At 47.7% G+C, this 15356-nt stretch carries 12 protein-coding genes; 1 reads left to right on the forward strand and 11 read right to left on the reverse strand.

The features are described from left to right. From BUB13_RS17670 to BUB13_RS17725, 11 genes are all read right to left on the reverse strand, one after another. A partial coding sequence (locus BUB13_RS17670; protein ID WP_139249429.1) for a transposase occupies nucleotides 1-221 on the reverse strand: 221 nt, incomplete at its 3' end. Nucleotides 222-444: 223 nt separating this feature from the next. After that, nucleotides 445-1509 (reverse strand): GTP pyrophosphokinase, encoded by a 1065-nt coding sequence (locus BUB13_RS17675; RefSeq protein WP_072910089.1) that lies wholly within the window; start codon nucleotides 1507-1509, stop codon nucleotides 445-447. 440 nt (nucleotides 1510-1949) lie between these two features. Next, the gene (locus BUB13_RS17685; protein WP_072910110.1) at nucleotides 1950-3047 is read right to left on the reverse strand and encodes an alanine/ornithine racemase family PLP-dependent enzyme; all 1098 of its coding nucleotides are present in this window, start codon (nucleotides 3045-3047) and stop codon (nucleotides 1950-1952) included. Then, entirely contained in the window at nucleotides 3047-4165 is a 1119-nt protein-coding gene (locus BUB13_RS17690; protein ID WP_425269195.1) for an N-acetyltransferase DgcN family protein, read from the reverse strand. Before BUB13_RS17690 ends, BUB13_RS17685 begins: the two co-directional genes overlap by 1 nt. Nucleotides 4166-4890: 725 nt before the next feature. After that, nucleotides 4891-6732 carry a two-component system response regulator gene (locus tag BUB13_RS17695; RefSeq protein ID WP_072910092.1) on the reverse strand — a complete coding sequence of 614 codons (1842 nt, stop codon included), beginning with the start codon at nucleotides 6730-6732 and terminating at the stop codon, nucleotides 4891-4893. Further along, complete coding sequence (locus BUB13_RS17700) at nucleotides 6722-8947, reverse strand: ATP-binding protein (protein WP_244151914.1); 2226 nt, start codon at nucleotides 8945-8947, stop codon at nucleotides 6722-6724. Before BUB13_RS17700 ends, BUB13_RS17695 begins: the two co-directional genes overlap by 11 nt. Next, a complete protein-coding gene (locus BUB13_RS17705) occupies nucleotides 8944-9822 on the reverse strand; it encodes a PhnD/SsuA/transferrin family substrate-binding protein (protein ID WP_072910093.1) in 879 nt (292 codons plus the stop codon). The genes BUB13_RS17700 and BUB13_RS17705 overlap by 4 nt, the downstream gene beginning before the upstream one ends. Nucleotides 9823-9904: 82 nt before the next feature. Next, complete coding sequence (locus BUB13_RS17710) at nucleotides 9905-10876, reverse strand: phosphate/phosphite/phosphonate ABC transporter substrate-binding protein (RefSeq protein WP_072910094.1); 972 nt, start codon at nucleotides 10874-10876, stop codon at nucleotides 9905-9907. A 21-nt stretch (nucleotides 10877-10897) separates the two neighbouring features. Further along, the gene (locus BUB13_RS17715) at nucleotides 10898-11758 is read right to left on the reverse strand and encodes a PhnD/SsuA/transferrin family substrate-binding protein (RefSeq protein ID WP_072910095.1); all 861 of its coding nucleotides are present in this window, start codon (nucleotides 11756-11758) and stop codon (nucleotides 10898-10900) included. Then, nucleotides 11755-12648 carry a phosphate/phosphite/phosphonate ABC transporter substrate-binding protein gene (locus tag BUB13_RS17720; RefSeq protein ID WP_072910096.1) on the reverse strand — a complete coding sequence of 298 codons (894 nt, stop codon included), beginning with the start codon at nucleotides 12646-12648 and terminating at the stop codon, nucleotides 11755-11757. The genes BUB13_RS17715 and BUB13_RS17720 overlap by 4 nt, the downstream gene beginning before the upstream one ends. Nucleotides 12649-12688: 40 nt before the next feature. Further along, entirely contained in the window at nucleotides 12689-14119 is a 1431-nt protein-coding gene (locus BUB13_RS17725; protein ID WP_072910097.1) for a TolC family protein, read from the reverse strand. Nucleotides 14120-14282: 163 nt separating this feature from the next. Here BUB13_RS17725 and BUB13_RS19315 point away from each other — a divergent pair, with 163 nt between their 5' ends. Continuing rightward, complete coding sequence (locus BUB13_RS19315; protein ID WP_072910098.1) at nucleotides 14283-15350, forward strand: response regulator; 1068 nt, start codon at nucleotides 14283-14285, stop codon at nucleotides 15348-15350. The last annotated feature ends 6 nt before the right edge of the window (nucleotides 15351-15356 follow it).

Raw genomic sequence — 15356 nt, forward strand, 5'->3', positions numbered from 1 at the left:
CTGGTTCCATGAAAGATCGTTCCCGCAGTCACTGAGTGATGATGTTCGCAATGCCTGCAGAGATAAAGTCCTCTGGAACTCATCCAGTATTTATCGTGGCCGCAGCGGGTGCATTTAAATCCATCCGGCCAGCGAAGTTGAAGGAGATAGTCGAGACAGGCTTCTTCAGAATGGAACCTGCGGTCAAATTCAACTTCATTGTTTGGAAAATCTTCTATCATGGCTGGCCTCCTCTTTAAGATGAGACCAGTTTGTACCCACTACGTGACAGCTAATGTCTCAACTGGAGCGAAGTGGATAACCAGATTTAATTTTAACAAAAAAACAGATAGGGATTGATGGCATACGGGCCCCATAGAGGCTCATAATTCTTCTCGGTATAAATTTGTTATTGGTCTAATGCAGGGTTCACAGCCTTCTGGTGCGTGGTGCCGCTGTCCTGATTTAAGCAAAGTCTTCTTCGGCGTTCAGCCAAAACTCAAAACTCTCACGGGCACTGCGTGACATAATCCGCTGAAAAGAGATGGGATTGTGGAGGTAAAGGCAGTGCCGGATTGCTGTGTAAGGGCTGAAGTTGCGCTCAGGATCGGCGGCAAGAAACTCGGCTTGGTACTCGCGAACCGTTTTCAGGTTTTCTACCAGGCTCTGATGCAGGTCACTTTTCTCGAAAGTATTATTCAATTTGAGAATGTCCTGCACAAAACCATCGACCTTGTAATCCTCAAATTCAAAATCACGGAAAAAGTGCCCGGCCACCCGCAAAAAATTAAACGCGTTGATCACCTTGTCGCTGCCTGAGACGGCCTCGACGGTTGTATCCTCCTCTTCATCAACCGGAGCGACCGTCGCCTTCTCAAGTAGTTCATCAGTCGCGTCGCGAATTTCCTTGAATTCTCGATCAGCCAGTTCAAACAGGGCGGAAAGAACATTGATCCGCCTGCGCAGATCGTTTGGAATCGACTTCTTGTATTTGATCTTGTGGTCCAGCACGCTCCAGGCATCCTGAATCAGCGAACGGATCTGCACTTCAATCGGCAACTCGGCAAAGGGGCTATATTTTTCCTCTGCAGCCAACTGATCGCTTAAGGCCAGATCTATATGCAGCCCTTTGTAGCCGAAGGAATCCTCGGTACTTTCCACCGCAGAAATTTTGTCGGTAACATCGATAATCCGGAAATGCTGCTGCAGAATTTCTGACACTTTGGCGATCTGATCTTCATACAGGCAGATGATGCGGATGCCGATCAGGTCGGAAATATAGTCCTGAATGCGGTAGGACTGTTCTGCTGCTTCAAGTTTGTTCTGGTACTTGCGATGAAATTTTTTGATACATTCATCTTTGCTTTTGATCCGTCCTTCGATTTTTGTCACCTCGCCGCTTTTTGACTGCCTAAGCAACGAGGAGATGATGCTGATAGAGGCGTTCTTGGCTTCCTCAAACAGTTGTCTATTATTGTCGTAGTAGTGGAGGAAATTACGACGCTCCAGTTCAAAATCGAGCGATGGCACAGGCAACTCCTTTTCAGGTGGAATATTAGAAGAAGTATAGCAGCGAAGAAACAACCTGCTAGGGCCCGGCCCAATATCACTCACCATCAATTCCCTAAGAAGATCGCACAAACGACTCACCGAATCTCCGGCATTAGATCAAGGAAGATGGATCATTTCATGTTTTTAATAGTCTGCGTCATGTGCCTTAAGTCACAATGAGTCCTCGACCCCATCTGAGGGCCGGAGATGCCACGCTAAATTGATTTTTTGAGTGCTGAGGGTAAAGATTGCTTTGCAGGTCGTGCACCGGTAATCCTGCTCGAAATACCCCTCCCCATCACCTGCCCCCACAAAATCTCTTTGCTCACCCGTCTTCTGAAGGTGCGTATGCGCAGACCCATATTTCGACTTTTCGGTTTGTTTATTACAAAGATAGCAGATCGTCATACGGTTGATCTTCATGGATTACCCTTCTCATTATTCATCGTTTGAGGGCAGGATTTATTAACCTTTGCCACAAAGGGAGAGGTCATGGAGCGAACCAGCGCACTGTAGTTCAGTTGAAAGGTCACTTCTTTGCCGACCGGCAGCTTCTCGTCATCGGTCTCCAGGATCAGATGATCGCTGCTGGCCCCCATCACCTGGGTCCCTGCCGGTGGCAGCAGGCCGCACGGATCGGTATCCTGCTGCCCGATAGCGAGGATATTCTGTCTGACCTCTCCCCGATCGATTGCGGCGGGCGCTTCTCCAAAGGCGGCTTGGGCGATCTGACCGGTCGGTTTAGATGGTTTGGTTTTCGCTTCAATCACTTCAGCGGTCAGGGTTATTGCATCGGTGTGCAAGCCGTCGATCGGCTGACGATAGAGGGTTTCACGGCCAAGCAGGATCGCTTCTCCCAGACGCAGGTCATTGATCCGTCCCGTTTTTGCGCCACTGAGTGCCCACTGGAGGTTGGCGGAATTTCCTCCCGAGACAATCTCGACCTTCAGGCCGAATGTTGACTCGATTGCGGCGACCAGCTCGGATAGCAAGGCCATGTTTTTTTCATCAGGACAAACCCCGCTTCGACAGGCGAGATTGGTCCCGAGACCTTTAAAACAAATATTCGGCAAGCTGAGCATTTCACGCACGGTGCCGAGCAGATCATCGGGCATGATGCCTTCACGAAGGTCGCCCAGTTCGATCATAAGAACGACTCCGTGAACGCGAGCAGCCTGTTTCGCTGCACGGGAAAGCCTTCTGATGACCTCGATCTCTGTGTTGAAGCTGATATCGACATGCCTGACGACCCGATCAACCTGGCTGAGCATCGGCGACCGAATCAGCACCATCGTCGCCGCAAGCTGCGCCTGTCGCATCGCTTCAATATTTTCAACCCGCGAATCACCCAAGGAACTTATGCCTGCCCGCAACATCGCGGAGGCAATCTTGGCAGAGCCGAGGGCCGCCTTGGTGATACCTGTCACCGAGATGCCACGAGTGGCAAGGCGCTCAACCAGAAAAGAGGCGTTGTGGTGAAGTTTGCCAAGATCAATATTCAGCCGCGGTGCGTCTATCATCCGGTGACGGCCAGTTTTTCCTTAAGTTGCGGAAAGGCGGCAAGAACCATTTCCACCAGTCGCTCCGGCGGCCGCGTAAGCGCATCGGTGGACGGGATACCGAGCTTCTGCTCGTACTGATCGATTACTTCGCTGACCTCACCATCGTCCATTTCTTCATGATTAATGGTCAGCCCGATGATTTTTGTCTTGGCGAAGGTTTCGATCAGGTTGATTTCACTGGCCGGTGTCGGCATCTCCATCCCTTCAAAATCGCAGCGCTGCTTGCGCTTTGGCGCATGCTGCAAAATGACCCCGTCAGGACAACTGCCGCGGAGAATGAAGGATGTGGATGAAAAAGCCGGGTGACTCAAAGCCCCTTGCCCCTCAACGACAATAACAGCAGGATTTTCAATCTCGAACGCTTTGACGATAATCGCTTCCAACTCGCCAGCGCAAAATTGTGATGGTACCGCATCAATGGCGACACCGTATCGGGCCCCTTGGATGAGCCCGGTTTGCCCGGTGCCGATCATGACCGTCTTAATGCCGGCAGCATTGAGCGCCCGGGTCAGCACGGTCGCTGTTGTCCGCTTGCCGATGGCGCAATCGGTGCCAAGGACAGCGATAACCGGACAAGTAACTTCAGCGATCTGCCCGCTGAACAATTGCAGATCTTTTTTGTCGCGAGGCTTGCGGATATCGAGAATCTCAACCTTATTTGCAAGGCATGCGGCGGCAAAAACCGGATCATCGTTCAGAAATTCGTGCAGCCCGTTGACGATGCTCATGCCATGACTCATCGCTTCAAGGACGAGAGCTCGTTCATGCTTTGACAACATGCCACTCGATGGAGCCATCCCGAAAATAAAGAAATCGGGAACGGAACCAGCTTGTGCCAATGAGTCAGTCAGGTCACGGCAGATAGGAATCGAGTTTGGTTTATTATCAAGCACCATGCCACTGTCCAGGCCGGCTTGTTTGCTATCGATAACGGAAAGAATTTTGTATTTCTCCGAACGCCTGATAAGACCGTTAGCGGTTTTTCCATCGATATCGCCAAAATTAGCTTCACAATAGACGATCGCACTAGCGGTACCCGGCTTACCTGCCCGTGATTTGGATGACATGGGCATCACGGTTTTGTTTTTGACAACAGACTTAACAGGGATTTCGAGCGCATTCGCAGACACGGCGGGTGGAACGATTAACATAGCTACTCCTTTGAGCAGAAATCTCAGAGGAGGCGACGGGATCGTGCCGACCAGTATTAGCCGATATTCAACGAGTAGTCCCAACTAAGGTTGGTTGCAGTGGAAATGAATTCTCACTGGGCGAGCTTAAGAATTTCATACTACCACGTCGAGGAGACAATCGGCTAAGAGATAACTGATAGAATCAAATTAAATTGAAAGGAGCCTGTGCTTTTGATCCTTTACGGATTTTTACATTCCAATAGCAATTATAACTTTGGGGCGATCTTAAGAAAAATCTGCGTCATTAGATGTAGAGCGACTCACATGAAGATGGCAACTGTCATTTTGAACTGTATGCTTCGTCATAGCATTTATTTCCTATGTATGTCCTGTCATAAGAATTGTTTCCCATTCAAAGGAATCAAACCTTATGACAGCTAAAAATCAGGCTAACTAATTTCAGATAGTTAGCCCTGTCCACCGGTCATAAGATTTACTTCGTCGTCCGACCCGCACAAGGAAGTAAAAGTACCTACATCTCCCTGAGATTTTCAGAGGTATTTTTTACGCGGGCAAAACACTGGATGTTCAATATGCGGCAGCGCTCTACTAAAAAAGCGGATGACGTGAGTAGTCGCAACAGCTGCAACTGATGCACTGTCAGCCTAGGTCGGCAAAAAAACTTTGGTCTTCAGATACTCTGAAGCCATTTCTTTATTCATCGGGTAGCTGATAAGAAAACCCTGAACCTCGTCACATTCCTCATTTTTTAAAAAACCTAACTGACCATCAGTTTCTACGCCTTCGGCTATGACACCTAAATCAATACCTGAAGCCATCGCTATAATAGCTGTCAGGATGCTGCGATTTTTCAGATTATCATCAATGCCGCAGACAAATGAGCGGTCAATTTTTAATTGGTTTATCGGCATCTCTTTAAGCCGGCTCAAGTTTGAGTATCCGGTTCCAAAATCGTCAATTGCTATCTGCACCCCCAGTTCATTCAGGCCTTTTAAGGTCTTGGCAATATTGACAGTTTTACTCAGCAGCAAGCTTTCGGTGATTTCAATCTGAAGGAATTCTGCAGGGAGGCACGTCTCGTTAAGGATTTCACGAACTGTTTCAAGGAAATTGGCCTGAGTGAACTGGCAGATAGAAACATTGACTCCGATTCTCGGTATTGACAGGCCATCATCAATCCATTCTTTCGCCTGCTGACAAGCTGTCTTGATGACCCAATCACCGATCGGGATCATCAAACCGCATTCTTCAGCGACCGGTATGAATTCCATCGGAGGTACTTGTCCAAGCTCTTGGCTATTCCAGCGCAACAGCGCTTCAAAACCACTTAGTTTGCCCGTGCCAAGATCGATCTGGGGCTGATAGGCCAGTGACAATTCATTCGAATCCAGCGCTATCCTTAAATTTTGCTCCACGGTTAAACGTTTCAAGGCATCAGCATTCATCGATTGCTGGTAGTAATTGAAGCTGTTTGAACCATTTCGTTTGGAAAAATACATCGCCAAGTCGGCATTTTTCAGGATATCGCTGATATGACTCCCATCATCAGGAAAGATTGAAATCCCGATGCTCGGTGTGACCAGAACCTGATGCTGGTCAAGCTCTATAGGTTTTGAAATCGTGTTAATAATGCGTTTGGCGATTGCTGATATGCTGTCGATGGTATCAAACCGGTCCACTAAGACAGCAAATTCATCGCCTCCCAGCCGCGCTGTGATATTGGCGGAATCGAGACTTCCAGGCCGATCTGAGATGGAGCTTCTGACACACTGGGAAAGACGCCGCGCAACGATCTCCAGAAGATCATCCCCTGCGCTATGTCCTAAAGTGTCATTGATACGCTTGAAATTATCGAGGTCAATGAAAAATAGCGCCCCCCTATTCCCATTATCGAGGCTTCTGTTCAAGTGCGTCAGGAAATGATCACGATTCGGCAGCCCGGTTAAACTGTCGTAGTAAGCAAGCTGATGCAGCCTCCCCTCGATTTCTCGAGACATTGCCCATTTGCAGCTCAAAGCGTGGGCCAGTTGCATAACTTCAACGTTGTCGAACGGTTTTTTCAGGATGACGAGGCTGTCCGTTTCACCCAATGATTTTTGGATTTCATCCCACGAATAGTCGGCATAGGCAGTACACAAAACGACCTGTAAAGCTGGACTGACTTTCCAGATGTTTTTGATCGTTTCAATTCCATCCCAGCCCGGTGGCATACGGCCATCGATAAAAGCAACAGAGTAAGGTTTCTCCTGCTTTTCCGCCTCAATGACCATTTCGAGTGCTTCTTGGCCTTGAGAGGCAAAATCGACGTCATACTTCAGCAAATGTTTTTTGGCTGTAGCTTCACCAAAGAGAGAAGATTCAAGTTCATGTAAATCATCACCAGCTGGATCGTTACCAACCAATATCTTTTTAAAGTCGGCATGAATTGAAAAGTTATCGTCAACAACGAGAACTCGAGGGTTCGATTTAGATTTATCAAACAACATGTACATCCTCCCGCTTGGTAGGAAGAATCAAAGTAAAAGTAGCCCCTTTATCAATTCCATCACTCTGAACAGTCAAGGAACCACCTAGCTCTTTAGCAGTTATCGCTCCACTGTGGAGCCCGAAGCCATGGCCGTCTTTTCTCGTTGTGAAGCCATGATGGAAAATCTTCGTCAGGTTTTCAGGCTGAATACCAACACCGTTATCCTGCACCTGGAAAGCAACAAAATCGTTTCCATGGGCCGACAAACGAACCGTGACTATCTTAGTGGCATTTTTGCTATAGCTACAAGCGTATGTCGCATTTTGAACGAGATTTAGCAGAACCTGTAAAACCCGGTGTTTGTCAGTAACAATCAACTCGACTTTTTCATATTCACGGTTCACTGTGATTTCATGCTTCAGTAAAGAATCTTCGTTGAGACGCAGAGCGTCCTCCATCAGAATGCTCGGAGTAATGGACTCGTAAACGCCATACACTTGACCGTAGTTCTGCTGCATACTGACGATTTCTTTTATATGATCGATACGTTCACGCAAGCTGGCCGTCTCATTCGCAATCAGTGAATGTTCTTTTTTCAGAACGGGTGCCAGAGAAATCAGATACTCAGGTATCTGGCGGCCACGCTCATCGGCCGTCAAGTACTGGGCAAGGTTCTGTTCGTTCTCTTTTATCAGCTCAGCAACCTTCTCGACGTTTTCGACCCGCGATTTATTCAGCTGTTCAACAATCAGGTTACAGGACACGTTGACACTGTTGAGCACGTTGCCAACATTATGCAGAACTCCGGTTGCGACTTCGGCCATGCCTGCAGCACGCGACATTTCGACCAGAGAGCTTTGGGCCTCTGCGAGCTCATCCAAAGCCTGTTCTTTAGCTTCCACCTGCCTCTTCAATTCGAAAGTACGCTGTTCAACCCGTTCTTCTAGATGTTGCTTTGCATCAACCAGTGCTGAACGGTCCTGCTGCCGAAGAATCGTTGTTCCAAGGATTTCTGCAATCGCCAGAAGGCTGTCTAACTCAGCGCCTGTCCATTGGCGTTTCTCGGCTGAATCAACCCGGAGAAAACCGAACCAGTTCTCTGCGACATGGATGGGAGCAGCAATGAAAGATTGAACACCGCAGCTTTCCAGCAAAGTTTTCTCTTCTTCACTTAATTCATCAACCTGGCCCCAGAGGCACTGTTTTTTCTCGAAACTCTCAAGCCAACTAGTAAGTCCGGCATCCGGGTATGATTTCATTTGTAGGTCGGGCATGTTCAAACATGAAGTTCCTTTTTTGCCATGCCACTCGCACCTCAGGTTCAAAGTTGCTTCCCCGACTGAATCAGCACCATTCAGAAAAAGGCTGACGCGATCCGCTTCTGTTGCCTTGCCAAATTTTTCCAGCACCGGATCAATGGCATCCTCCCAGAAATGAACCTGCATGAAATGCTGTGCGCTGAAGCGAACCGTTTCCAGAACCTGATTCCTTCGTATCAGGTTCGTGATCATGGTGTTGACCGATGACGAAAGGCTGCCAAGCTCATCCTTTCGATTTTCTTCCGCACGTACCGAGAGATCCCCACCTGCAACCTGCTCAACGATATGACGCAGGTTCAGAATGGGACGAACCAACTGCCGGGAGAAAAGAATCGCACACAGCAGACTGATAAAAATGCAAGCCAAGGTCAGGATCAGCGTATTTCTGTAGAGCAATTGAACATGTTCATGGTAGCGATCCAGAGACAAGCCAACATGAATCCAACCCCACTGGATACCTGAATAGTCAAACGGCTTTGAATAGTGATAGGCCTCTTGATCAAGCAGAGGAACAGTGACTATATTTCCTTTAGCGACGCGATTTTGCGGAACCCAGAAGTCACCGATTTCCGGTTCGACCCGCCAACCGGACTGCTGGTTTACCAGAGAGAAACCATCATTTTTAGTCACGATCAGGAAGCTGATTTCCGGGTCGCCGTTAAGTAGCGTTTGACAGGCACTGACAACGCTGGCCAGATCGTCATTGATCGCCGCGCCGGCAGCAACGTCATAGAGAGAAACGGCAACACTGTTCGACTTGGAATTCAAGCTTTCCAGATAGTTTTTTTTCTGTTGCGGTATTGTCATGGCAACAAAAATAAACAGGGTAACCAGGGCAATAAGCCAGGCCACAAAAGCAATTTTAGTGGCGATCCCGATGTGAAGTTTGCCGTTTCCGCTTGGCTGCATCGTCATGATTTATTCACCCGATTCAAAGCACTCTTCAGCTCACGTACGGTGTCAAGATACTCAGGTTTGAAAGGCACCAACTGGCTCATCTTGAATAATGTCATCATCTGCCTCCCGGCAGGTTGCAGATGCATCTCCTGCATCCCCTTGATGAGAACCTGGTGGAAGTGTTCCGATTCCCAGCCCTCTTTCTTCATACAAATGACCCCTGGAACGAATAGCTCTGACGACGCAAGCCTCGAAAGCTTATTCATCTGCGGATTCAATTCTGCCATCAGGTCGAATTTATTCTCTGGAATCACCGCCAGATCCTTTTTGCCGAAAAAGACCGGCAGGATAACCTGTATAGGGTCATTGTTTTCACTGACCACACTGAAGAACTGATCCATCCCACGGTTAAACTTTGAATAAATCAAGCTGTCCAACCAGCGGCCAGCCAGCCGGGAATTCGGACCGCTGAACACGTTTACAGAACTTCCCTTGAGCAGCGAAATATCACTGTTGTCTTCGAACTTTTTGGAGACAAGCAGGTAACGCTCCCCCACCTTCCCTTCATCAAAAGTGACCAGCAGGGGCTCAAGATATGAATCATCTGCCAGCCCGATCCAGTTCCAGATTTCAAAAAAAACAACATCCGGCTTTTGTTTCTCTTGCAGGGACGTAAATTCTTCCTCGTCTGCGAAATAGAAAACGTCGATGTCAACATCATAGCCATAGGTAGCACCAACGGTTCTGACATAAATTTTGAACGCTGCCTCGGCGTCGTTTTGCGAAATATCATCAAAAGCCGTGTCGATCAGTCCGACCACTAAATGCTTCTTGATGAGTTCTCCCTCGTTATTTTCGAGAGCACCCCAAACAGTGCTTGCAAACAGCAGCATAAACAGCCCGCATTTAAGCAATGAAAATGTTGTTTTTCTTATGTCGTTCAAGCTTTGCACTTCCCTGTCTTCTTTCCCACAATCAGCTTCCGCAGCTAAAGGAATTTTTCAACCGCCGTACCGAGTCAAGATATTCAGGCTTGAAAAGTTCCTCCTGATCCATTTTAAAAAGAGTGAGAATCTGCTTGCCTGCCGGACTCAAGTGAAGATCTCTCAACGCTTCGAAGACATGCTGATGAAAGGTCTCCGATGGCCATCCTTCTTTTTTCAGACAGGTCACACCACTGACCAGAGGTTCCGAAACAGCCACTTTTTTTAACCGGTTCAGTTGCGGATTCAACTCCGACATCAGCTCGAATTTAGGTTCAGGAATCACCGCGACATCGGTTTTGCCGAAAAACACCGGCAGGATTGTCTCCATCGGGTCACCACTTTGGCCAATGTTCGCAAAGATCTGCTCTATCTGCTTGCCTGTCTGACTGCAAGCAAGGTGCTTCAACCAGTTGAGGCCAAGCTCGGAATTTGTCCCAAAATAGATATTGATCGAGCCACCCTGCACATCATGCAGACTTTCAACGTTGCTTTTCTCATTTGTGACCAGCAAATAACGATTGGCGACATTCCCTCGATCGGATGAAACAAAAACCGGGGCGAGCCACTCGGTATCAGTCAAATCGAGCCAGGTCCAGCTTTCGAAAATAACCACGTCCGGTTGGACTTTCTTTGACAGTTCATCGAATTCAGCGGCATCGGCAAAGTAGGTAAATTCAACATCGATGTTGTATCCATAGGTTTGCCCAATCGTGTTTGCCAACACCTTGAATGCCGCTTCTTTATCCTTAACGGAGACACCCTCAAAGGCAGTTTCAATAAATCCGACCTTTAAGATTTCGTCTTTATAGACGTGACCGTCGTCCACTTCATTTCCCAATGCGAGGGATGGTAACAGCAGGGACGAGCAAAGAAACAACACCACGATCGTCAGCATGCGGCCCGTAACACGAGTCCGATGCTTGCCCAAAGTAGCGCTGGCCTGTTCCTTTATGCTGCACATTTTTATCAATTGAAAACCTGCTTATTGCAAAAGCTGATGATGCCGTTTAACGAACTCAAGAGTTGGGAACAGGGTCTCTACAGAAAGTTTTTCCATCCGCGAGCTTTGGAACACAGTCAAAACCTGTTGCCCGCCGGGCGTTGTATGTAACTGGCTGAGCGCCTCATCCATGACGTCTGCCGAACGCCCCGTCCAGGTCGACCTGAAAACAAAGATGCCTGGAATAAGAGGCTCAGACTGTTTCAGAATCAGCAGATCTTTTCCGAGCTGGGGATTCAGCTCAACAGCCAAGTTGAAGGCCTCGGCTGTCACGATTGCGGCATCGGCCTGACGGAAAAAAACTTTGAAGATGGCGTTCGAAACCTTTTCTTCGGGAACGATCTCCAAATTGTGAATACCTTCTTCGATCAGTAACCCATCAAACCACATGCGTCCGAGGCTCATCCGCTGTCCTTCAAAAAAGGCAACCTTGCCGGAACGAACTTTATCAAGACTCGTGGCCCCGTTTTTATTCACCAGAATGATATATTGCACTTCCGGTTTATTGTTGACGATCGGCAAATAAACAAACTCTGGAAGAGGATGGATTTTCAGCATTTCATCTGCATTTACGGTCGCGCCGTCAAGCTCTTTTGCCGCGAACCTTTGCTGAACCTCCTCGACAGAATCAAAGACATTGATGGTGACCTGATCGTGTATGCTACGCTCTCTGGTCACAGCTGAGGCCCAGGCCTTAAGCGCTGAGGAGGCATCGTTTCGATCAGACTTACTGAAAACGTTTATTGTGAAGCCGAGACGAATCATCCCCGATTCCGCCAGGCAGGAGAATGGCAGGAAGGAAAGAACCAATGAAATGAGTATGTTCGCCAGGAGATATCTCATAATGGCAAGTTTTCGTGTTTTTCCAGCATGTCCAAAGCTAAATCCAACTCCTCACGTGGTCGTTCTTCAATACCATCACTGTTGAAAAGATTTAAAATCTGCTGACCGGCGCTCGACTGATCCAGTTCGTTCAGACCGGCAACCAACTCCTCTAAAAAGGTTGGTTGGTAGTCTTTCCTGAATACGAAAATTGCGGGCACGACATCTTCTGATTCAGCCACAACCATCAAAGCTTGTCCCAGTTGCGGATTCAATTCGGTCATCACATCAAAACCGCTGCGAGTGACCAGGCAGGCGTCGACCTGACGGAAAAATACAGGCAGAACTGTATTTGCGAGCTTTTTATGCTTCTGCAGCGAGCCCGCAAGCTTTTCCAAACGTCCCTGCCCTTTCTGGTACAACGTATTATTCAGCCAGACAGTCGCTAAAGAAGTCCGGGCGTTTTCGTAGACATGCAGGTTGCGGCCGTTAAGGTCCGCTAGGCTTTTGACTGCGCCGTCCCGATGAGCCAAAAGGATAAATTTTTCCGTCAATGACCCTGAATTACGGGTCACAAAAAAACGGGCAAGCTCAGTTTTTTTGTAAATCTGGAAATATTCGACGGTCGTGATCCCGACTGCATCGATCTGACGGGACTGCAAAGCAGCCAGGACGTCATCAGCTGAATGGTAGATACTTGCATCTGCATCGATGGGAATATTTCGGGCTTTACCGACCACTTGCCCCCACACTTTCATCGCCGCCTTGGCGTCGTTTTCATCGACATCAGTAAATAGTGATGTCGAAAAGCCAAGCCGAAATAATTCGTTCCCGGTACTGGTTGCATTTGCAAGCAACACCGGGGCTGAAAAATAAAGACAGAATAAAAGTGCGAGAAGCCGGACAATCATGCGGATGTAGAATCCCCCTCCATCATTTCAACATGAGCTGTTACTGCCCTTTCAGCTGATTTTCCCACTCAGTTCCGACAATCAGGTTAACCTTGGAACATAGTGCAATATGGTCGTAACGGACTTTATAGTGCTGCGCCTGCATAAGAGCTTCGACAAGCTGCGCACGGATAACTTTTTCCGTTTCCACCAAGCCGTGCTGATAGGCACGGGTATTCAGATCGCGGTTTTCTGTCGATGCTTCCATGGCCGTTTGAGAGGCATTGAAAGCCTTTTCGGCAGCGTTCAAAGAAAGGAAAACATCTTTCAGCTGAAGGCCGATACCTTCTTTGAGCAGCATCCGCTGCTCTTTCAACTGAGAAACACGAGCTTTCGCTTCTGCAACCTTATGCTTGGTCAAAAAACCGCTGAAGAGAGGAATCTGCACGCCGAAACCGATGGTCCAACCTTCGCGGTTTTTGTCGGTCGACATGCCACCGTCATAATCGTTCCACCACTTGAACAGTTCACCAGTGACTGCAACCTTCGGATAGTGACCACTCTTCGCTGTCCGCACCCCTCCTTCTGCCGCACGCAGGGCAGATTCGAGTTTGCCCCAGTCGGGACTGAACTGATAAGAAGAGCTGACCATCTGATCCAGCTCGCTGCCAAAGGGAGTATAGAAGAGTTCGCTGTCGATCGGCTTGACGCTTTCGTGCCATGGGCGTCCGATAACGTTGGCCAAGGCCGCCTGGGCCATCAACTCGTTTTTCTCCAGCAGTGCCACCATCGAACGGATCGATTCGACCATGACCTTATTGTCGAGCCAGTCGGTCTTTTTCACCGAACCGCTGCCCTCTTTGTACATGGTCTCGGTCAGGTTGAGGGTTGCTTCCATCCGCTCAAAAGTTTCTTTGCCGACGTTGTGCAGCTTGGTCGCGAGCACCGCACCGAAGTAGTAACGCTTGACTGTGTCGATGAGTTCCAGATCAGTGCGACGTACTTCCTGCTTCATCATCTCGACAAGGCCGGCGGTCTGCTCACTGTAGCCCTTGCGCATGCCACCGTCGTAAAGCAGCCACTGCGCTTCCAGCGATGCCTTCCAGGATTCGTTGTCCATCAACTTGACGTCCTGCACAGGAACTTCAATCGAATCGAGAGGAAGCGCACCAAGCCCAGGAATAGTAATAGTCGGTAACGAAATATTGGATGCCGGAAATATAAAGTTCGGATCGTCGTCTTTTATTTCATAGCCACCCGTGGCACTGACCTGCGGCCAATAAGCAGAAAGCGCTTGTTTATGCTGCGCTTCAGCCATGGCAACAGCGTAGCGGGATGCAGGTCTGGAGCGGTTATTTTCCAGAGCCTGATCAATACTTTCTTGCAGTGTGACGTTCTGAATTTCAACGCCTTGCTGAGAGCCAAAAGCCAACGAGCAGTTGAAAACGAGGGAAAAGCAAACGGCGATCCAAAACAGATAGTTTTTCTTCATGCGTGTCCTCTCGAGATATGTATATAGGAATTTGCATAATATTACCCTTCTCTAAGATTTGTCAATGCTCATTATAGGTTATTAGAAAGCTAGCTAACTGTCAGAATTTTAAGTAATATGCTAATTTTCACATTGTCACATCCTTTCTGAAGGGAACCGACAGATGACATGTAATGATAAGAAAAACCCCTCTCGTATCATTGTTGTCGACGACAACCTTTCAATTCACGCCGATTTCAGGAAAATCTTATGTGGGGAAGACTTTGTCGATGCCCTGCTTTCCCTCGAAGCTTCTATTTTAGGAAAATCAAATTCCCCCCATACGCCAAATAAGTACGAGGTTGATTTCGCCTCTCAGGGGCAAGAAGCTCTCAAAATGGTTGTTGAAGCTGAAAAGCAGGGGCAGCCTTACTCCGTTGCTTTTATTGATAGCCGCATGCCACCGGGCTGGGATGGAATTGAAACGATCAAAAATATCTGGAAAGTCAGTCCAGCTTTACAGGTCGTTTTGTGTACTGCCTACGCCGATTATTCCTGGGAAGAGATCCAAAAATCTTTAGGTGAAACGGACAGCCTCATTATCCTGAAGAAGCCTTTTGAAAATGTTGAAGTCATGCAGCTTGTTCACGCCTTAAGCAGCAAATGGCTTATGTCTCGTGAGATTGAGTTGGACCTGCGTGAAACTATCAAGCAGCGAGACCTGTTATATCATCAAGCCCCTGTCGGTTACGTGACTCTGGATAGCAAAGGGTGTATCCGGGAGCTCAATGAAACTTTTGCCAGTTTTTGCGCTGGATCAATTGCAGAACTGAAGAATAGTTTTTTGGGCGACCTTTTGTCTGAGAAATCTTCTGCAAATTTTCTGCAGCAACTAAATTCATTTTTTTATAAACCTGAAGGCCAGGTATTATCTGTTTGGCTTAAAGCCAATCGTAAAGATGAAATTTATTTGAAAATTCAAGGTGAGCGAAAAACTTATAAAGATTATTTAGCCTGTACCCTTATTGACACAACAAACGAAAAAAAGGCCACAGAAGAAATTAAAACACTCCGGGGTATTTTGCCTATCTGCATGTATTGTAAAGGAATCCGTGATGATAAAGGATACTGGAATAAGTTAGAAAAATATATATCTGAACATTCTCTTGTCGAATTTAGTCATGGTATCTGCAATGAATGCATGAAAGAAAAATATCCTGAGCAATATGAAAAATTATGTGATAAGAAATAGTTTTTT

Source organism: Malonomonas rubra DSM 5091 (genome assembly GCF_900142125.1).
GTDB lineage: Bacteria > Desulfobacterota > Desulfuromonadia > Desulfuromonadales > Geopsychrobacteraceae > Malonomonas > Malonomonas rubra.

Coding starts and splice junctions, on each gene's coding strand:
- BUB13_RS17690 (WP_425269195.1), bottom strand. CDS start 4,165: ATGCCCATGTCATCCAAATCACGGGCAGGTAAGCCGGGTACCGCTAGT.
- BUB13_RS17695 (WP_072910092.1), bottom strand. CDS start 6,732: ATGTTGTTTGATAAATCTAAATCGAACCCTCGAGTTCTCGTTGTTGAC.
- BUB13_RS17700 (WP_244151914.1), bottom strand. CDS start 8,947: ATGACGATGCAGCCAAGCGGAAACGGCAAACTTCACATCGGGATCGCC.
- BUB13_RS17705 (WP_072910093.1), bottom strand. CDS start 9,822: ATGCTGCTGTTTGCAAGCACTGTTTGGGGTGCTCTCGAAAATAACGAG.
- BUB13_RS17710 (WP_072910094.1), bottom strand. CDS start 10,876: ATGTGCAGCATAAAGGAACAGGCCAGCGCTACTTTGGGCAAGCATCGG.
- BUB13_RS17715 (WP_072910095.1), bottom strand. CDS start 11,758: ATGAGATATCTCCTGGCGAACATACTCATTTCATTGGTTCTTTCCTTC.
- BUB13_RS17720 (WP_072910096.1), bottom strand. CDS start 12,648: ATGATTGTCCGGCTTCTCGCACTTTTATTCTGTCTTTATTTTTCAGCC.
- BUB13_RS17725 (WP_072910097.1), bottom strand. CDS start 14,119: ATGAAGAAAAACTATCTGTTTTGGATCGCCGTTTGCTTTTCCCTCGTT.
- BUB13_RS19315 (WP_072910098.1), top strand. CDS start 14,283: ATGACATGTAATGATAAGAAAAACCCCTCTCGTATCATTGTTGTCGAC.